15 protein-coding genes are annotated in these 19,938 nt (G+C 46.9%); 8 read left to right on the forward strand and 7 right to left on the reverse strand.

Annotated features, from left to right (window positions below; all coding sequences use genetic code 11):
- Positions 1–28 precede the first annotated feature (28 nt).
- The 3 genes from QZW47_RS22345 (at position 29) to QZW47_RS22355 (ending at position 4,588) form a co-directional block, all read left to right on the forward strand.
- The gene (locus tag QZW47_RS22345) at positions 29–2,473 is read left to right on the forward strand and encodes a putative PEP-binding protein (protein WP_293131573.1); all 2,445 of its coding nucleotides are present in this window, start codon (positions 29–31) and stop codon (positions 2,471–2,473) included.
- Between the two features lie 320 nt (positions 2,474–2,793).
- On the forward strand, positions 2,794–3,240 hold the full coding sequence (locus QZW47_RS22350) for a hypothetical protein (protein ID WP_293131576.1): 447 nt from the start codon (positions 2,794–2,796) through the stop codon (positions 3,238–3,240).
- A 313-nt stretch (positions 3,241–3,553) separates the two neighbouring features.
- Complete coding sequence (locus tag QZW47_RS22355; protein WP_293131579.1) at positions 3,554–4,588, forward strand: VOC family protein; 1,035 nt, start codon at positions 3,554–3,556, stop codon at positions 4,586–4,588.
- 80 nt (positions 4,589–4,668) lie between these two features.
- Here the strand turns inward: QZW47_RS22355 and QZW47_RS22360 are convergent, their stop codons facing one another.
- The 3 genes from QZW47_RS22360 to QZW47_RS22370 all read right to left on the reverse strand — a co-directional run bounded on the left by QZW47_RS22360 (position 4,669) and on the right by QZW47_RS22370 (position 6,417).
- On the reverse strand, positions 4,669–5,691 hold the full coding sequence (locus tag QZW47_RS22360) for a DUF1838 domain-containing protein (protein WP_293131582.1): 1,023 nt from the start codon (positions 5,689–5,691) through the stop codon (positions 4,669–4,671).
- 65 nt (positions 5,692–5,756) lie between these two features.
- The gene (locus QZW47_RS22365; RefSeq protein ID WP_293131585.1) at positions 5,757–6,044 is read right to left on the reverse strand and encodes an RNA-binding protein; all 288 of its coding nucleotides are present in this window, start codon (positions 6,042–6,044) and stop codon (positions 5,757–5,759) included.
- A 154-nt stretch (positions 6,045–6,198) separates the two neighbouring features.
- Positions 6,199–6,417: a hypothetical protein gene (locus tag QZW47_RS22370; RefSeq protein WP_293131588.1), complete on the reverse strand. Its 219-nt coding sequence runs from the start codon at positions 6,415–6,417 to the stop codon at positions 6,199–6,201.
- A gap of 165 nt (positions 6,418–6,582) precedes the next feature.
- Between QZW47_RS22370 and egtC the strand changes: the two genes are divergently transcribed.
- The 4 genes from egtC to QZW47_RS22390 all read left to right on the forward strand — a co-directional run bounded on the left by egtC (position 6,583) and on the right by QZW47_RS22390 (position 11,992).
- Positions 6,583–7,371 (forward strand): ergothioneine biosynthesis protein EgtC, encoded by a 789-nt coding sequence (gene egtC / locus QZW47_RS22375; RefSeq protein ID WP_293131591.1) that lies wholly within the window; start codon positions 6,583–6,585, stop codon positions 7,369–7,371.
- Positions 7,343–8,677, forward strand: a complete 1,335-nt coding sequence (locus tag QZW47_RS22380; protein WP_293131596.1) for an ergothioneine biosynthesis protein EgtB — start codon at positions 7,343–7,345, stop codon at positions 8,675–8,677. The genes egtC and QZW47_RS22380 overlap by 29 nt, the downstream gene beginning before the upstream one ends.
- Positions 8,678–9,053: 376 nt before the next feature.
- On the forward strand, positions 9,054–10,097 hold the full coding sequence (gene egtD, locus QZW47_RS22385; RefSeq protein WP_293131601.1) for an L-histidine N(alpha)-methyltransferase: 1,044 nt from the start codon (positions 9,054–9,056) through the stop codon (positions 10,095–10,097).
- 419 nt (positions 10,098–10,516) lie between these two features.
- Positions 10,517–11,992, forward strand: a complete 1,476-nt coding sequence (locus QZW47_RS22390; protein ID WP_293131603.1) for a hypothetical protein — start codon at positions 10,517–10,519, stop codon at positions 11,990–11,992.
- 779 nt (positions 11,993–12,771) lie between these two features.
- Here QZW47_RS22390 and QZW47_RS22395 read toward each other — a convergent pair.
- The 4 genes from QZW47_RS22395 to QZW47_RS22410 all read right to left on the reverse strand — a co-directional run bounded on the left by QZW47_RS22395 (position 12,772) and on the right by QZW47_RS22410 (position 17,708).
- Entirely contained in the window at positions 12,772–13,383 is a 612-nt protein-coding gene (locus tag QZW47_RS22395; RefSeq protein ID WP_293131608.1) for a hypothetical protein, read from the reverse strand.
- 401 nt (positions 13,384–13,784) lie between these two features.
- Positions 13,785–14,099 carry an RNA-binding protein gene (locus tag QZW47_RS22400; RefSeq protein WP_293131611.1) on the reverse strand — a complete coding sequence of 105 codons (315 nt, stop codon included), beginning with the start codon at positions 14,097–14,099 and terminating at the stop codon, positions 13,785–13,787.
- A 581-nt stretch (positions 14,100–14,680) separates the two neighbouring features.
- Complete coding sequence (locus QZW47_RS22405; RefSeq protein ID WP_293131615.1) at positions 14,681–15,526, reverse strand: hypothetical protein; 846 nt, start codon at positions 15,524–15,526, stop codon at positions 14,681–14,683.
- A 499-nt stretch (positions 15,527–16,025) separates the two neighbouring features.
- Positions 16,026–17,708 (reverse strand): tetratricopeptide repeat protein, encoded by a 1,683-nt coding sequence (locus tag QZW47_RS22410; protein WP_293131619.1) that lies wholly within the window; start codon positions 17,706–17,708, stop codon positions 16,026–16,028.
- A gap of 252 nt (positions 17,709–17,960) precedes the next feature.
- Here QZW47_RS22410 and QZW47_RS22415 point away from each other — a divergent pair, with 252 nt between their 5' ends.
- A complete protein-coding gene (locus tag QZW47_RS22415) occupies positions 17,961–19,916 on the forward strand; it encodes a pseudouridine synthase (RefSeq protein ID WP_293131624.1) in 1,956 nt (651 codons plus the stop codon).
- The last annotated feature ends 22 nt before the right edge of the window (positions 19,917–19,938 follow it).

The raw sequence follows: 19,938 nt of genomic DNA on the forward strand, positions 1-19,938 counted from the left end.
AATCAGTTTCCAAGGACAGGCTCCCAGCGTGAAAAATCTCTACTGGCTAGACAAAATTCAACCTTCAGACCGAGATGCAGTTGGGGAAAAAGCATTTTACTTGAGCTGTTTGCTCGCCCAAAATCATCCCGCTGTACCTGGTTTTGTCGTGCCGGCTACCACATTTTGGCAGTTTTTGGAGTCGATCGACTGGCTAGAACCCCTGTTGGCGGACTGGCCCCACTCTTCGCTACACTTGAACGTCGATGAACCCAGACAACTGCAATCGATCGCCCGCAGCATCCGCCACCAAATCCTCGCCGCCAAACTTCCAGATACACTGCTCTCCAGCTTAGAGTCTGCTGTTGCCCAACTCAACTCCCAAGCCTTAATTTTTCGTACTTCCTTAACTTCGTGGAACCCGAAAACCGCCGGAATCCTAGAATCTCACACAGTACGCACCGAACCAGAAGCCATTGAAACCGGACTCAAACAAGCTTGGGCAGAATTGTTCAGAGCCCGAAGTCTATTTTACTGGCAGCGGTGCGGCATGAAAATACAGCAAATCAATCCCGCAGTTTTAGTGCAGCCACTCGCCCCAGCCATCGCCGCCGGCGAGGTAAAAACCAACAGCGGTGGAGCCTGGGAAATCCAAGCCACCAGCGGTTTGGGAATGTCCATCGCTCGGGGAGAAACCATCCCCGATTACTATGAAGTTCAGCCGGAAACTGGGGCGGTTAAATTCCAGAAGCTCGGTTACAAAACATTAGCATACAATGTCAAAATCGGCAAAGTAAAACCGAGAGAGAAACCGCATATCGGAAATTGGAAAAGCCCCCCAAATACCAATTCTGCATTGTTAATGCCAGACAATCCTGGCAGTTGTATAGAGCTTTGGGCATTGGGAGAAAAATCACAAACTGAATACGTTTTAGACGAATTACAATTGCAAAAACTCCTGGAATTGAGCAAACAAATAATCGCAGAATTTGATTCAAATTTAATCTTGGAGTGGACTCTAAACCACACAGCAAACAGTGGCGAACCGCAATTTTATTTTACTCAAATTCGTCAGGTGAAACGGGAAAAAGTCGCGCCGACACGGGCAAACGCGATCGCCAATACCCGAATTCCTGCAATCCTCAAAGGCTTGGCCGCCTCCTCAGGAAAAGCCGAAGCAATTGCCCAAGTTATGACTGATTCCCACCTCGAAAACTCCCAATTCTTCGCCGGAAGCATTTTGGTAGCCCGGACAATCGATCCGAATTGGCTGCCTTGGTTGAAAGTTGCTGCTGGGGTTGTTGCCGAACAAGGAGGCATGACAGGGCACGGCGCCATTTTAGCCAGAGAATTGGGGATTCCGGCAGTTGTGGGTGTTGCCGGGGCGACAAGGGCGATCGCCTCGGGCGATTCGGTGTTGGTAGACGGCGATAGCGGAGAAGTTTTTACCCTCGCCCCACATCCGCCCACAGACACCGCAGACAGCGTGCGCGTTGAGGAAACAGCCAGAAATGCCGAAAAATACAGTACAGCAGCAAAAATGTCAATAGCCAACCACCAATTTTCCATCTCAGAGCGATCGACCAATCCCGCATCCTTACCCCGAGGGGCACAATCTCCCCAATGTGTTTGGGGCCCGCCCACAGCAACTCAACTGCTGGTTAATGTCAGCCAAACAAGTTCGATCGATCGCCTGAGAAATTTGCCCGCAGACGGCATCGGATTGGTGCGATCGGAATTGATGGCATTGGAAGCTTTGGACTGTCAACACCCCAAAATTTGGCTGCAACACGGCCAACAATCCGAATTTGTCGATCGCATGGCGGATTGTCTGAGTTTATTTGCTGCTGCGGTGGCGCCGCGGCCGGTATTTTATCGCTCTCTCGACTTGCGCGACTCAGGCGGCGACGGCAGTTTCAGCGATACCTTTGAACCAGAATTATTTGATTGGGAGTTGTGCGTACTTCAAAAAGTCTGCGAGTCAGGCCATACAAATGTCAATTTAATTTTGCCTTTCGTGCGATCGGTGGACGAGTTTATCTACTGCCGCCAGCGCTTAGAAACTATTTGGAAAAATCGGCCCGCCCAGTTTCAACTGTGGATTATGGCGGAAGTTCCTTCGGTGTTATTTTTATTGCCAGATTACGTCAAAGCCGGAGTGCAAGGAATTTCCATCGGCACCAACGATTTAACTCAATTTCTGTTAGGCATTCACCGCAACTCCCCGCAGGTAGCAAGTGGTTTCAACGGGCGCGATCGAGCAGTGATGAGGGCGATCGAACAATTAATCCAACAAGCCAGAGCCGCCGGCATTCCTTGCTCGATTTGTGGCGATGCCGCCGCCTTGTATCCCGAAACAGTTGAATCCTTTGTGCGGTGGGGGATTTCCTCTATTTCGGTGAATGTCGATGCAGCAGAACAGACTTACAGGGCGATCGCCCGCGCCGAACAGCGCCTGCTCCTAGAAGCCGCTAGATCGATCGTTAACAATTAACCAGCATCCCGCCAACCCGTACAAAAATTACGATTGCGATGCCAACACCAACCATACTAACCACGATCGCAAAAAACCAGTTTCTGCATATAGCCTCGATCAAAAAGATGACGCAAAAGACCGGCTCAATCTCCCAATCCCTCAATCTCAAATCAAAAATCAAAACCTGTACCTCATTTTTGTGAGAACCGCTATAAATCGCCCTCAACCCCTGATTTTTACTTTTGTACCGGGTTTCTTAACCTCAGCGATAATTAACAACATCCCATTTTCAAGCTAGGATAGAAATATCACCCACACTTTAACCGGAGGTACAAACAGTGAAATCAAAAATTATTGCTGCGGTTGCAATACTTGCCACCCTCGGCTCTCTGCATCCCCATCCAGCATTATCTCAACCGGCAACAGACGGCGGGGTAAAACCCGGATTCTGGCAACCTCAAGCAAAGGTTGACAATACTCGCAACATTACCCTCAGACTGTTAAATGAAACAGGATTAAACCTAGAATACGGTCAATCAGGTGTCGGCTTGTCATCCTTGCCCGTAGGAGCCAGCAAAAATATCACAGTTCGCGTCACCAGCCGCACGGCCGATATTGCCAATATTCCGATTAATGTCAAAGGAGGCAGCACCACTTTAAAATACGACTATAATGTTGATGCCAAGCAAAATATTGTGACGGTTCGCATCACCACTTCCGACGGTCGGACTAGGCAAGATAGGTCAGTTTATATTGATGAAAAAGGGCGAGTTTACTCTTTCTAAAACCCACGCTTAGCAACCCGATTTCTGCTGATAAATCTTGGTTCTAGCAGCGAAGTATTCAACCAGAAATCGGGTCGCTCGACTCCCGCCCGCAAATGATATTGGTTTTCAGAAATATTCGCGGATGCTTGGGGTAATAGGCAATCTGCAATCAATAAAATGCTTGGCTAGTTCCGCATTTTGTGCCAATTACCAGCCTTCGACTTCGCTCAGGCTAAAATTACCAATTACCAGCCTTCGACTTCGCTCAGGCTAAAATTACCAATTACCAGCCATACCTCATCTTCTTGAGAAACGCTATATATCTCCAAAAATGAATCAAGTGCAACCAGTTAGCATCGCAGGGATTTATGAAATGTGTATCGGGGTTACTGATGCCCTGCCACAAATTCAATATTGGGAGCAATTTGGATATCGCATCGGTGCAATCGGAGAATTACCCGCATCGGTGGCTGCCGAATTGTATGGAGTTTGTTCAAAAGTGCGATCGGTGCGGCTCGAACACCAAGATGCAGATCACGGATTAATTCGCTTGATGGTTTGGGAAAAACCCACAAATGACGGCTTGCAAATGTCGTCCATGAAGGTAAAAGGCAACCGCTGGGCAACTACTTTAACTGCTGATTTGTTGAATATTCTCAACCATGCCGAAGATGCCCATTCCGCCAATTTGCCTGTCAAATATACCTCTCCCCGCTGGGAAGTTATTTACAACAAAGAGCGAAAAGCACGTCCTTTTGTCGAGGCGGCTGTCGGAGTGCGCGAGATGATGTTGTTGCAGCCTTTGACTCGGCAAGTTTTTTTTCAAAGATTCAATTATGCCCTGCCAAATTACGGGAAAATTGATGAAAATGCTTTTTTCAAAACGAGTCAAATTACCCACATGGGCATGATAATTCAAGATGACAGCAAAGAAAAATTGTTGTTTTATGAAGAAGTTCTGGGCTTGATTCGCGCCCGCGACGATGTAGAAACTACTTTTGAATCTTCTCTGGCGGGAAGGGAGATTTTTTCTCTTCACCCGGGCGAAAAATTTGTGGTGACGGCTTTTGACGATCCGCGATCGTCCAAAACAGATTTTGCAGCCGCGCGATCGGGTAGACTGTATATTCTGAGGTTCCCGAGTTCGATCGCCCTAGACGATGGATGCGATCGAACTCTTCCTGGCTGTTTGGGAATGTCGCTGTACACCTATCGAGTGTCTAGCATCGCAGAATACTTTCACCGAGTCAAAGCCAGCAACGCCCAAAAAATCACCGAAATAGTGCCTAATGAGTTTGGACAACCGAGTTTTTCGTTTATCGCCCCTGACGGCTATTTCTGGACATTAATAGAATCAGCTTTGTAGTTTAAGAATGCCAGCCATCAGATGTTGATGAATAGCTAATCCTCCGAACTTCGCACCAATTTTATAACGATATTATGAGTTTATTCTGCTGCTGCTGGCAAAGGGAATCTTTCACCTGCAAGATAAGCCTCAAAGTTTTTCTCAAAATAAATCCAAGAAGTCATATCTTCTACATCTAATTGCGATTGCGGCGCATCTTGATACAAAGGAATGCGAGTCCGAATTTCATCTTGCAGCAATTGAGGTAAATCTGTCCAACTTTTGACTTTGGAACCAGTGGCGCTGTAAATCATGTTACCGGGCAGATTTCCCATTTTCATCCAAGCCAGCCACGGCCCAATTCTATCCCAACTCAGAATTACTTGAGAAACTGAAACAAGTTCGGGATCTAATAATTCCGCCGTGGGTACAGTCAGCTTAAACAATTCCGCAGCTTGATAAATCGGATTGGGACTGTAATCGGCAAATCTCGGATCTCCAGCTAAAGGATTGGGATAGTTGGGAAATAAGTCAAAGCTAAAAGTTGTAATTTCTCCATCTACTTTCGCCGGGAAAATGCCTTGAAAATAACCTTGGACGGGGTTGTTAGCAACGTGTGCAACTGTGAGGACTTCTCCTGTCCAAGGATTCTCCCATTTGTGGAGAATTTCTCCGCTGTTGGGATCGAGATAGTAAGTTAATTCTCGCGAGGTGAATTCCCAGCCGCCATCGCCGTCAGCAATACACCTGCTCGCACTCATCCCAACTATTTTGAACAAGCGCTTTTTCGGTTCGTTGGGGACAAAAGAGTAAATCGCGCCGTTCCAGGTAAGAAATGTTGCTTCACCGTCTAATGAACTGCGGGTTTTCACCCATTCCTTGGCATCCAATTCTTTTACTAAAACCATACCGCAGGCTCCTTTGGGTTGACGGTTGACAGTTGACTGTTGAGAGGTGAGGGCGACCTCTACTTGGAACCAAGAAGATTGGAATAATGAACAGTCTAATTTTATTTTATCGCTTACAAGGGTTCCGGCTTTAAACCAATGCTTTCTGGTAACAGGTCGATGTTTTTGTGCAGCGGATTTGACATTTTCGGATGCACAATCAACTGCTGCTAGCAATGCGGGCTACTGGCGCCCTTGCTATCAGGTTGGTTCCGACAAAATGTCAACCGCCACATTGCGGACTAATATCCGCTATTCCTGTTGATACCTGCGCCTCGATTTCCTTCTTCTTTCGGTTTAGCTTTGTTGACTCGCAACGGGCGCCCCATCCACTCTGCACCGTCTAATTCGGTAATTGCAGCGTCTTCTTGGGCATCTTCCATCATCTCAACAAATGCAAAACCGCGCATCCGACCGGTTTCCCTGTCGGTAGGCAAGACAACTCGCTTGACTGTGCCGTACTCTGCAAATACTGATTTCAGGTCTTCTTCGGTGGCGCGGTAGGACAAATTTCCAATATAGATAGTCATGTCGATCGAACTGAACTTGTTGTGCTATACATAATAACCGGTAAATTTTACTCTCTAGTGAATTCTGGCTGACAATCGGGCGATCGCATCTAACTCAAAGGGTTTGCCGCACTGACAAACCCTTTGTACTAGCTGCAATAGTTAGTTCTTTTGCTTAGTCGATCGAGATTGACTGAGGCCCGCTGCTTTTAGCACTGGTGGCTTCGGCGGAGGGAGCAGTGTAGGAAGTCGAACCGGCTTGCTCGTCGATCCAGCTCCTAACTGGCTCTTCGTGAAGGTTGAGTCGAAGCAAGCCTGAAAAAAATCCGCCTGTGAAGGCGATGGGCTGCTGCATCAATTCTTTGACCACTGGGATGAGTTCGTCGAGGAACATTCAAGAGTCTCCTTGTACTGCTGGGGTTATACTTTAACTTTACCGTTTGTACGGAGATGCTGTTGGCGACCGACAAAAAACCGGCACTCTCAATGTTGAAGATGGGCGATCTGCAATTTCCTGGCAAATGATTTAGAATGCTAATTTGTTGGCTTACAAAATTTTATGTGCCGTTTGCTTGGCTACCTCGGCGGGCCGATTTTACTCGATACTCTTCTGTACAAGCCGGAACATTCGCTAATTGTGCAGAGTTACGATCCCCGCGAAATGACTTCGGGCCTGCTAAACGCTGATGGTTTTGGTATCGGTTGGTATCACCCGCACTTAGATACTGACCCGTTTACCTATAAAAGCGTACAGCCAATTTGGAGCGACATTAACCTTCCGAGTATCAGTCGATACGTTGAATCCGGCTGCGCGATCGGCTATGTTCGCAGTGCAACTTCAGGACAAGCCATAGATTTGAGCAACTGTCAGCCGTTTGGGAACGATCGCCTGTTGTTCGTACACAACGGCTTCGTGCAAAATTTTCGGAAAACTCTTTACAGACCAATTCGCGATCGGCTGTGCGATACCGTTTATCAATCAATTAACGGTACTACAGATTCAGAGCACATCTTCGGCTTATTTGTCAATGAATTAACAGCAGGCAATCAGACTCTAGAAGCTGCTTTGCAAAACTCCCTGAAAACCTTAGCTGAGCTAGCAAACGTTCACCAAGTCGAATTTTCAGCTAATATCATTATCAGCGACGGACACCAGCTCGTGGCCTCTCGCTTTGCTTTCCCAAAAGCCCCTCCTTCCCTTTATTGGCTGCGGGACGATCTAAATTTTCCGAATTCTGTCATCATTGCTTCTGAGCCTTTATTTGCTGGCCATTGGCACGAGTGTCCAGTCCAGAGCATTATCAGTACGGGAGTAGACGGTGAGATCCAAATCTATCCAATCTTGTAAACAGGCAATTTATCACGATTTGCAGCAGTGTCGCAGTGGCACTTTCAAGCTATTTGCAGACATCGATCGCAATACTTTTTGCCGTCAAGCTCATCCTGATTTCAGCCCGGTTGGCTGGCACTTAGGCCACATTGCTTATACTGAGGATTTGTGGCTGTTGCAGCGGTGTGCTGGCTTGAAACCAGTTTTTGCTGAGTATCACCAACTGTTTGCTGCTGATATTTTGCCGAAAAAACAACGAGTTTTTTTGCCTGCGTTACCAGAAGTTGAATTGTATCTGGATGCGGTGCGAAAAAAGGTGTTAGATTATTTGGAAGTTGCGCCGATAGACCAGCAGGAACGTCTCTGGCGGTTTATTATTCAGCACGAAAGCCAGCACTGCGAAACTGTTGCTTTTGTGTTGCAAATGCACAGGAAGGAAGAAGGAAGTTCGGCAGCGGATTTGGTAACGGATGTAACGGATTTAACGGAGAGAAGCAAGGAGGAAGAAGGAAGATTAATTACCGATTCCCAATTACCGATTCCCAATTACCAATTCCCGACTACCAATTACCAATTACCGATTCCCGATTCGATGATTGAAATTCCGGGCGGGGAATTTTATATGGGAAGCGATGCTGCTGAGGCTTTGGATAACGAGCGATCGCGCCATTTGTGTTATTTATCAGCATACGCGATCGATCGCTATCCCGTGACTTGCGGTCAATACGGAGATTTTATGGCTTCCGGCGGCTATCAAAACCGCGATTGGTGGTCAGCAGAGGGCTGGGAATGGCAAAAAGTTCATTTAGTCGATCGCCCGCTTTACTGGTCAGAAAATCCAGCTTTTAACAACCATCCAGTTTGTGGCGTCTGTTGGTACGAAGCCGAAGCTTACTGCAACTTCGCCGGCAAGCGTTTACCATCAGAAGCCGAATGGGAGAAAGCAGCGAGTTGGGATGCCACAAATCAAATATATCGCACCTATCCTTGGGGAGAAGCACAGCCAAATGCCAGCCTGTGCAATCACGGGAACAATCTCGCAAATACTTCGCCAGTTGACGCTTTTCCCAAAGGAGCGAGTGCAGCGGGCTGCGGCGATATGTTGGGTAATGTCTGGGAGTGGACTGCTTCAACCTTTGACGCCTATCCAGAATTTGAAAGTTATCCTTACAGGGGATACTCGGAAGTTTATTTTGATGGACAACACCGGGTTTTGAAAGGTGGGAGTTGGGCGACTTTTCCCCAAGCACTGCGATCGACTTTTCGGAATTGGTACTATCCGGGCGTGCGGCAAATTCTTGCTGGTTTTCGCTGCGCCAAGTAGTGATCAATAAAAGTAAAACTACAATCACATAGGTTCGTAGTGAGGACTTTAGTCCGCATAAAATTAGAGGACTAAAGTCCTCACTACGAACCTGTAAAATTTATATTGTCAAACATAAATTTTATTTAGAGTAAATCTTAGAGGATATTTGTTTGTTAAACACCCAAATTTTTTCCACGTACAAATACTAACTTAAAAAAGGTTTGTAAATGATTTAATAATTTATGTTGATATTTTTTAAAGTTTAAATGGCGGGTGCGATCGCCATCTAGTGAGAAAATACAGAACGGAGATCGGCATAAAAAATCTAGCTTGAGCGCGATTTTTGGCAACGCGACTAGGTGCTATACTCATTGGTGCATCTTAATTTTACTCTATGAAATCCCCAAGACTGTCCGACACGACAAACTCAGCTTCAAGCAAGGAAAACAGGCTGCACTTAGAGCGACTGGTGAGCGCAGCAGCACCCACACCCGCAGAAATCAATGCCGGCAGCGATGCAGTTAGCGGGTTGACTCAAAACCCCAAAACCCTGCCTCCAAAGTATTTCTACGACGATCGCGGCTCGAAGCTGTTCGAGTTGATTTGTCAGTTGCCGGAATACTACTTAACGCGCACTGAAACGGCGATTTTGCAAGAGTGCGCGGGGGCGATCGCCCAAGTGACGGGCAAGTGCGAAATCGTCGAACTCGGCAGCGGCAGTTCCACCAAAACCCGGATTCTTCTGGATGCTTACAGCCAATTGGAATATCCACTGCACTATTTGCCGATCGACATCAGCCCTACTATGTTAGAAAGCAGCGCTTGTCAACTCTTGGCAGATTATCCATCGCTCCAAATTCACGGACTTGTCAGCACTTACGAATTAGCATTAGCTAAAATTGCCCCGTCACCTTTGCCAACCCGAATGATTTGCTTTCTCGGCAGCACCCTCGGCAATCTCAACCCTCAAGAATGCGATCTATTCTTCTCGCAAGTTGTCGGTGCATTGCAGCCGGGAGAGTATTTTTTGCTGGGAATTGACCTAGACAAATCCAAGGATATTTTAGAGCCTGCCTACGATGACACTCAAGGAGTGACGGCAGCATTTAACTTGAATATGCTGCGACATTTAAATCGGAAGTATGAGGGTAATTTTGATTTGGCACAGTTCGAGCATTGGGCTTTTTACAATCAAGAACAATGTCAAATTGAAATGCACCTGAAAAGTAAGAAAGCGCAAACGGTTAACTTGCGCGCTCTCAATTTAACGGTTGAATTTGCCGCCGGAGAAACTATCCGCAGCGAAATTTCCCGCAAGTTTAATCTTAATACTGTCAAGAAAGAACTTTCGCAACGCGGTTTAAAGCCGGTGCAAGTTTGGACAGATCCAAACCAGTTGTTTGGCTTGATGCTTAGTCAGTTGACAGTTGACAGTTGACATTAGTCATTGGTCATTGGTCATTGGTCATTGGTCATTAGTCATTAGTCATTAGTCATTAGTCATTAGTCATTAGTCATTGGTCATTGGTCAGTTGTCATTGGTCAGTTGTCATTGGTCAGTTGTCATTTTAGCCGATCGCGTAGCCGAAGGCTGGTCATTTGTCAAACAGGTCATTTGTCCTGCCGTGCTGTCCTCGGAGAGCGAACTTTGTCAAGCCGTCGGGCCGTCGCGTTGTCATTTTACCATCCGAGCGACTTGCCCGCCCGCTATCGCCGAGGGGAGCCGAAGGGTTCCCGACTGTTGCCCAAATACCTAGATTTACCTATGATTTAGAGGACGAATTCTCGGCATGGCATGGACAGGCTAATCAGTACGTGCAAGATATACAGGTATAACCACATTGAGGGGTCAAATCAATGCCATCCCTAACCTACGTCAAAGGATTGCCCACTCCAGAATCAGAACTGAATGCTTTAGGCTTCAGTCAGATGGAGATGTTTTTGACCGCCTTTGCCCCTATTTTTAGGCTGGCCGCGATTGAAACGGTTCATCAGTTATTGACTTGTACCGAATTCAATAAATCGAAATGGAACAGCCACATTCAAGTAACCTACTCCATCAACAAGCGTCACGCAAATGGCGTTATCGCCTACGCTAAAGGTAAGGTTGACGGCGCGAAGGAACATCGCTCATTGCATATCAAAACATTAACAGGTAAAGCAAAGTCGATTGAAATTTGGTTGAAGAAGGCAGAAAAAAAGTTAAAAGCAGCAAACAAGTTTTACTCCAAAAAGAATTGGCCCGGCAGCAGAGTAGGTGGTAATTTTCCTTTATCTTGTTCGCTCAAGTACAAGGAAACTAATTGGCAAAATTTACGCTTTCAAATTCACCATAAAAAGCGCAAGCTCTTCCTTTTTCAGAATAAACTAACCACGCTAAAGGCATTACCAATCAAAGTATTCGTACCTCGCGATCAAGTTTTCTTGGTAGGATCTCAAGACGAGACACTAGGGAATGGTATTGCTCAATGGAATGGTTCGACCTTAAAGATTAGAACCCCAAGGTGTCTTGAAGGGAGTTTTGGTAAAGGTGTTTCAGCCGAGATTGGTAATTTTGACCGCAATATTAACAGACTGCCACAGGACGGTGCAAAGACATGGCATCTATTCAAAAAGGATAATAAGTGGAAAGTCGCGGTATCTTTTACACCAAGCCCTGTCAAGTCTCAATCTCTTGATCGAGCTTATGGCTGCATTGGGATTGATCTGAATCCTGGCTCAATTGGTTGGGCTTATGTTGATACCGATGGCAATCTAAAAGCCTCATGTCAAATTCCTTTGCAAATGGGGTTGCAGAAGGGCGCACAGCAGGCTCAAATCGTTGACTCTTGCCTTCAGTTGGCAACGCTAGCTCTAATGTATCAATGCCCTATTGTCTGTGAAGAATTAGACTTTTCAGACAAAAAGCAGCGCTTAGGTGAAACGAGTCATAAGTATGCCCGAATGCTTTCTTGTTGGGCGTACAACGAATTCTATAAACAGCTAAGTGCTATTCTTGCCAACCGTGGTATTGAATTAATTACAGTCAATCCAGCTTTTACCAGTATTATTGGCTTGTTCAAATACCTCAAAATGTACGGACTCGCTAGCGATGAAGCGGCTGCTTTAGTGATTGCTCGTAGAGGCATGAGATTAGGTGAAAAACTCCCAGACTCCATAACCGCCTATGTCGAGGTGAACTCGAACAAGCACGTATGGGGTCAATGGGCCCAACTGAATAGAAAGACCAAGCAATCCGGTATGGTGAATCGCAGACACGATTATTATACCGTTTCTAACTGGAGTTTTCTGGTCAACCCCAAAGAGGTCTGCGGGGAAGTGTTCGCACACTAGATAAGATTTGCTTAAACTTATACCGTAAAAGTTTATACCTAGGTAAACCTAGGTTTTTAGAAGCGGTAGTCCTGCCATGCTGTAGAGAGCGATAGAACGTCCAACGTCCACCCCTCCAACGTCATTATTAGTTGAAGGTTGGGTTTCGTTGCACTGGCTCCGTCTTCTTCGTTCCTTCCCTCTTCCCAATTCACCAAAAAACGAGAGGGAAGCCCCTGGCTTTAGACATGGGGAGGAACTCGGTAGCGGTTTCAACCGCCTTCAATATTTTTTTACGCAATTGATCGAAAGATTTGTTATGATTAAGTTGTAAGTAAAAAAACCATCTACGTGTTGAAACATTCTAGTATCGGAGAAATCCCGGCGAGCGTGAGCCACCACACTCCTCAAAGAGTAGTAAGCCTGTTTAACTGACAAGTAACGGCAGAATGTGAAGCGTACCTATCTGGCAAAAGTGATGGATTATGAAAGCAAACAATTCAAAAGTAAGCGCAATTGCAATACCTTTTATATTGGTAGTTGTTTTGAGCGTCTAGAGGTGCTTTGATAACGCCTTTGAGAGTTTTCGGATTCATTCAAGAATCCCCCTGATTCATCAGTGGGGAGTATCAAGATTGATTCTCCATTCACCATTCGCTATTTTCCACTCCCAAGGACTACTGACCAATGACAAGTGACAACTGACAACTGACAACTGACAACTGAGGGCGGGCACGGGGGCACCGCCCCTACTGACTGACAACTGACAACTGACAACTGACAACTGACAAATTAACAAATTAACAAATCGGCTGCTGTCCGGGTTTTACGGCGTGAATGTACTCGCTGCCGGATGTCGGCCATCCCCGCTTGTAATAGGCTTCCTCGGGCTTCCCCCAGCCCAACTGCAACAGAATTTCGATAAAATCCAACTTTTCCCACTTGGAGATACTAGCCCATTCTGTGCGCTGGGCTATAGCCTCTACGTCTCTAGGAGCGATCGCTCGAAAATCCTTGCCGCTGTTAATACTTAGATACAAATCCATCCCGGCAGTTACCTGCTGCCAAAATTCCAACATCGATATCTTAGCTGTCTTCAGCGTCATTAAATCAACCGGTAGAGCGATTAATTCGTCCTCCACTGCCGGGTAGCGCAGAACATTGCCTTTAACAGCCATTTCCCGCCAGACAATCCCAGAAACTTGATGTTCCCGCTGGTATTCGTGCACGGCCGCCTTAAAATTTTGATAAGCAGTGAACTTTTGAACGCCCTCGGATTTGAGAAAGCGATCGATCACGGGGTTGCCTGTACCAGGAGTTTCAGTCAAACTCAGGCGCCGTCCGTACAAACAGGCTTGGCGCTCTTCTTCGAGGATTTTAATTAGTTCGGCCGTGCTGTAGACCTTGGACATCTTTATTCAGGCACAATCAATAAATTTGCTGGTCTGGCTGGTTTTGTCGGCTAATTTTTACTAAAAATTATTTATTTTTTGAGCAATATCGGTTTTGCTGTTATTCTAACTTTTATTGGTGGTGAGTTCTAGTTTGACAGTTTACAGGAGTTGAGTCTATAAATCCCGAAAGCAAGAAAGAAAAAAGCTGTTAGCAGGATACCAAATCCTGAGTTTCGCTGTTGGCTGGGCAGTCCGGTAAGCCCGCGACACAGCCAACAACAAAGCCCCCTCACAGGAGGGGGCAAAACTGAATCAGATGTTTAGGAGTTATATTTGGCGGGTCGAACTAAGAACCCGAAAAAAAAGCAGCATTCGCACTTGCTGTCAACTACCAAAATTCAAATTTTCAGTCTCAAACCTTAATAGCGTCGTGAAGAGCGATTGTTGTCGCCCCAGCCGCCGCCGCCCGAGGAGCGTTTGTTGTTGTTGTTTTCGCGAGGTTTGGCTTTGTTGACTTTCAAGTCACGGCCCATCCACTCAGCACCATCTAGAGCTGCGATGGCTGCTGCTTCTTCTGCCTCGCTTGCCATTTCCACAAAAGCAAATCCCCGCATCCTGCCTGTTTCCCGATCGACTGGCACTTGGACGCGGCTAACAGTACCGTACTCGGCAAATACTTCGCTGAGGTCGTCTGATGTGACCTCATAAGAAAGATTACCCACGTAAATCGACATAAAATCTCCAGAATCATTAGGGTGCAGAGACTTAGATTCGGAGAGACGCTTGTAAATAAACACCAACAAACTACGCAACCGAATTTAATTCTTGAAAAACTACTATAACATGAAGCCACCACAATCAGCAATTGGCTCTCAAAAATTTCAATTTTGGGCGCCTTAGGTCAAGATCCGGTAAAAAGTATTCGTGATAACTGACATCTTGGACTTTTGGAGTTATCATCTTTCTTTCTTCCTGCCGGATGGAGCTGAGAGCTGAAATTTTTGGTTGCTGTTAGCTTGTTGATTGGGTTTTATTGAGAATATTGCTGGAGGTCGTTTATGGCTCTATATTCTCTGGTTAAAACCGTCTAGAATCAAAACAATGTGAAAAAAAAATATAGGAAAATTGCTCGGGCGGACGATCGCTCTGTAAGACAAAAAAACGCTAAGCCAAGGGTATTGAGTCATAACTCACATCACCTTTTTTTATGACTGACCGGGCATCCGAAAAGCACCATGAATCAAGATTTTCCCCTCGGATTCACCTTCCAAGTCAATGTCCAATATCCCATATTTTATCTGTCGCCGCATCGAATTTAGTACCCTGCAACAGCGACCCAAAAATAATTCTCAAAAGAGCTTTTAGGAATGTCTACGCGCATTTTTTTACCCCAAGTATAGACATCAAAGCTCACGCGAGCTCGATCGCCCTTTCTGGCACTTTCGTCTTCAATTGCGATATTTCCCAACAGCGCCACCCAGTGACTGGGATAAGGAATCAGCGGCGGTTTGTTCCCCAGCATTCCTTCAGCAGTAATCAAAGCAAAAGCAAACCCCCCAGCTTTGATGGCCTCATCGGCGGCCCGCAGGGCTGGAATATCGCCGCTGAAATAAGCGTAGTGAGATTTTACATCCCGCCCGCCCAAAATTTCTCGCCCCCAGCCGGCGACTTCCCAAGATTTGGTCATGCCGCTGATGTTGCGGATAATATCTGGGGCGCTGGCTTCTATGGGAAATATCAAATTTTCTGATTCTCGCAGCGCTGATAAAACCATCCAGTCTACTTGAGGCATCCGTAAATTGCCTTTGCTTTGCCGCAGCGTCATTGACGGAGAAATCGATCGCATGGATTGAGTGCGAAAACTGCCGGTTTCCCAAAGATGGCGGCAGATTTCGACGTAGCGGAGGGGGCGGCGCGTCGAGAGTGCGAAAGTGACGGCTGCGGGGCCGCAAAAGGGTTGTCCGCCTTGATTTACTTGGAATGGATCGCGGATGCGCTCGCGCATTTCGGCGATGATTTGGGTTTTGTTTAAAGCTGGCCAAAAGCTGGGCCGATTGGAGCGTTCAAATTCTAAAATTGCCTCATCTGCTTGCTGTTGCGAACTTTGGTTTGGCTGTTGGGAAGTGAAGCTAGGAGCTGCGATGGAATTGTCTGGTGTCATTTTTGTTATAAGTCGGATATATTAATGTTTGCCTATAATTAATTACTTTTGCGATCGGGATAGAGCAATATTATTAAATTATTGAATTAGATTTTTTTTACCGCAGAGGGCGCAGAGAACGCAGAGAAAGAGAGAAGAAGTGATATCTGGATAAATTATTTTTTTTTCCTTTTTCTTAAATTATTGAATTAGATTTTTTTTACCGCAGAGGGCGCAGAGAACGCAGAGAAAGAGAGAAGAAGTGATATCTGGATAAATTATTTTTTTTTCCTTTTTCCTTCTTCTTGGAGCATCTCGTTTTTGCAAAAAGCATTTTGTTTTACAGTGTGAACTCTCGACAGCAGTACAAATACAAAACCCAGATGCACTGCCTTATTTCTGATGGCTAATGACTCATGACTTCTTCCTGATGCCTACTGACTACTGACTAATAACGTTCGCTCGGGGGGGGGACAGCACTTCTGTCAACTGTCAACTGTCAACTGTCAACTGTCAACTGTTACCACTTTCCTGACATCGCGCCTTTGAGTCTCAATTCTTCTCGACTGACTAGAGCTTCGTAGTAATCGGGTTTGATTTCTAGGGCGACTCCGTAGGAGCTAATGGCGTCTTGAGTTCGCTGCATTTTTTGCAAAACGTCGCCGCGCTGTGCCCAAGCTTCCCAGTTGTCGGGCTTGAGTTGAATCACTTGGTCAAAAGCGATGAGTGCTTCGGAATATCGCTGCATTTTACCTAGGACTAAACCTCGGTTTACCCAGCCTTGATAGTTGTCGGGCCAGATAGTAATTGCTCGATCGTAGGATGCTAGTGCTGGTTCGTGCTGTTCTAAGTTTGACAGGGCGTTGCCGCGTTTCAACCATGCTTCAAAGTTGTCTGGGACGATTTTGATGACGCGGTTGTAAGCTGCGACTGCTTCTTCGTAACGCTGCAATTTTTCTAGGGCTGCTCCTTGTTGCAATCCTACTTTTGAGGTAGTTTCTGCTTCGGAACTCAGAGAGATTACTTTGTCGAAACAGGCGATCGCTTCTTCGTATTGCTGCAATTTTTCGAGAGCTTCGCCTCGTAAATTCCAAGCTTCTAGAAAATTACCTTCAATTTGTAGGGCGTTGCTGTAAGCGATAATCGCATCTTTGTAGCGTTCCAATTTTGCTAGGGCGATGCCTCTACCCAGCCAAGCTTCGGGGAAATTTGGATTGATTTGAATTGCTCGATCGAAAGCTGCGATCGCGCCTTCATAATCTCTGGATTCTGATAGTGTTTGACCGCGCCCGATCCAAGCTTCGGGATAAAATGAATTAATTTCAATTGCTCGATCGAAACAAGCAATTGCCCCATCCCGCCACTGGTGGCTCAGGGCCATTCCTTTATAACACCACGCTTCGCAGTCGTTGGCTTGCAGTTGCAGCACGCGATCGTAAGCTGTGACTGCTTCGCCGTATTTGTGCAATTTTGCTGAAGCAATGCCCCGATTGAACCAAGCCAGACTGTTTTGCGGTTGCAGTTGAATGGCGCGATCGTAAGAATTTACAGCTTCAGCATAGCGTTCTGCCTTCATCAGAGCCAAACCTCGGTTCAGCGAAGCTTCCCAGTTGTTGGGGACGAGTTTGAGGGCACGCTCGTAGGCCCCCACTGCTTCAGCGTAGCGCTCTGCTTGCAACAACACGCTGCCTTGTCGGGACCACATCGCGGGTAAATTCGGATGTATTTGGGTTGCTCTTTTGTAACAGCTTGCTGCTGCATCCCATTCTTGCAATTCTTCTAAAACTCTGCCGCGCTGATACCAAGCTTCGTGCTTTTCTGGGTTGATTTGAATTGCTCGATCGAAAGTGGCGATCGCCTCTGAGTGATTCTGCAAGCTTAACAGTGCCGTCCCGCGCAGCATCCAAGCCCAGTATTCTTCTGGATTAATCGCAATCGAGCGATCGCAGCAGGTGACGGTTTCTGCCCACGAGTGCAGTTGCTTGTAAGCTTTGCCGAGATTCAGCCACGCTCGGGCCCACTCTGGCTTAATTTGCACCGCTTTTGAGTAGCAAATGACTGCTGCTTCGTACCTTCCTGATGCGTAGTGTCTGTTGCCCCGATCGTAATCTGGAAATGCTGCCAAAATTCTTAAAATCGGCGGCAGCAGAGCTGGTTGGGGGTTTGACGAGTTTTCTGTGGCCGAAGTTGAGAGGTCTGGCATACGCCTTGCATATAAAAAATTTAATGGGATAACAAGCTGGCGGTCTTATATATTAACTTACGCTTTTGTTAACTCGCTGTTGTTTTGAAACCAACTTATCATATCAGGTCGGCGGTTTTTCAGTATTGTTACTTAAATTAAATAATACATATGTATAAATTTATGCTTTTTTTTCAAGATCGGTACACTGCCTTACAATACAGTTAGAACAAAATCAATATGTCCTAAGCCAGTTTTAAAACCCAATTTAATATGCAAATAGCGCACGCGCTTTTAGATTTCACGGACTGCTTGACAGATGGCGCTCGGGGGTCGATCGGCTCGCACCCCAGTTATTGGTACCAAGGCTATTGCCCTCAGAGCGGCGAGAGCCTCAGACTCCCCCGCACTAGAATGTCTGAGGCTCTCGCCCGCGGTTTGATGAAGTGCTTTGCTGCTGACGATTCCTACGCTGTTGAAGGCAAGATGTACGGGATTTTGTTGGTAGAAATGCCTTGGGGAGAACAGCGGATACTTAAAGCTTTTTCGGGGCTGCTGAAGGGTTGTGGCCTTGTTGACGGCTGGGTGCCACCGATTCCGGGACGATCGCGCGTGGCATTGGAGGAAGCCCGCACGCTGGCTCAATTGGCCCAGATGAAACAGCAACTGATTGCACTCAAGCAAATCCCGCAGCGACAAGAGCACGCAGCCTTACTCAGCGAGTTTGAATTGCAATTGCAAGTTTTGAATGTGCGCCACCGCAATTGCAAGCAGCAGCGAGACGAACAACGGCAGTTGCTGTGTCAAACTCTCGCAGGGGAAACACTGTTAATTGCCCTGGAAGAACTGAATCAAGCCAGCCGTTGGGAGGGAATTGAACGCAAACAATTGAAACAGCATCGGGATGAAACATTGGCGCCGCTAAAACAATTAATTGAAGCTACTGACGGGCAAATGCGGGTGCTAAAACAGCACCGAAAAGAACTTTCCCGCCAACTTCAGGCGCAGATGCACGAGGCTTACACCTTGGTAAATTTTGGGGGGGAATCGCGATCGATCTCCTCGTTGATGCCACCTAATTCTATTCCCACGGGTACCGGCGATTGCTGCGCGCCAAAATTGCTGCACTGCGCGGCTGTACACAATCTCAAACCGCTAGCAATGGCTGAGTTTTGGTGGGGGCCGCCATCGGGTGATAAGGTTCCAGGAGAATTTTACGGCGCTTGCAGCGATCGGTGTCAGCCGTTGATGGGTTTTTTGCTGTCAGGATTGGCTCAAAATCAAACTGTTTCCGAAGCTGTGGCGGGGGTAGAGACTCATCATGGGGGCGGGCAAGATGCCCACCCCACAATTCATTCTGGGGGCTGGCAAGATGCCCACCCCACAATTCATCATGGGGGCGGGCAAGATGCCCACCCCACAATTCATTCTGGGGGCTGGCAAGATGCCCACCCCACTATTCATTCTCAATCTGGTGGAACGGGCATCTTGCCCGTTACCCACCCCACAATTCATTCTGGGGGCGGGCAAGATGCCCACCCCACTATTCATAAAAATTATGGTGGAACGGGCATCTTGCCCGTTACCGATCGCCCACAAATGCTACCGATTGTTTATCAAGACAAATGGTTGATTGCGATCGACAAACCCTCGGGGTTGCTGTCAGTTCCGGGTCGTTATTTAGAAAATCAAGATAGCGTTCTGAGTCGCTTGCGGAACTTGTTACCAGACGGGTTAGAACTGACTGCGGTGCATCGGTTAGATATGCAAACATCGGGGATTTTGCTGCTGGCGCGGGACAAAGAAACCGCCTGTCAAATTAGGCAGCAATTTGAGAAACGCCTGGTTCAAAAAGTTTATGAAGCAGTGCTTTCAGGGACTGTTAATGTAGAGTCTGGGACGATCGCACTCCCGGTAAAAGAAGACCCGGTAAATTCCCTGCTTCAGCAAGTCGATTGCGATCGCGGCAAACCCAGCATTACTCGCTTTCAGGTAATGGCGAAACAGGGAAAGTACGATCGCGTGGAGTTTTTGCCGCTGACGGGACGCACCCATCAGTTGAGGGTTCATGCGGCGGATGTTCGAGGCTTGGGAATGCCAATTTTGGGCGATCGACTGTACGGATGTCGCGCCTGTGCAAGCCGGCTGCACTTGCACGCACGGGAACTTTCCTTAGAACACCCGCAATTGCGAGAATGGCTGCAATTGCAGGTGGCGACGCCTTTTTGAGCATTGTTAATTAATTGGTGAA

The sequence above is a fragment of the Microcoleus sp. bin38.metabat.b11b12b14.051 genome, from assembly GCF_013299165.1.
In the GTDB taxonomy this organism is placed as follows: Bacteria; Cyanobacteriota; Cyanobacteriia; order Cyanobacteriales; family Microcoleaceae; genus Microcoleus.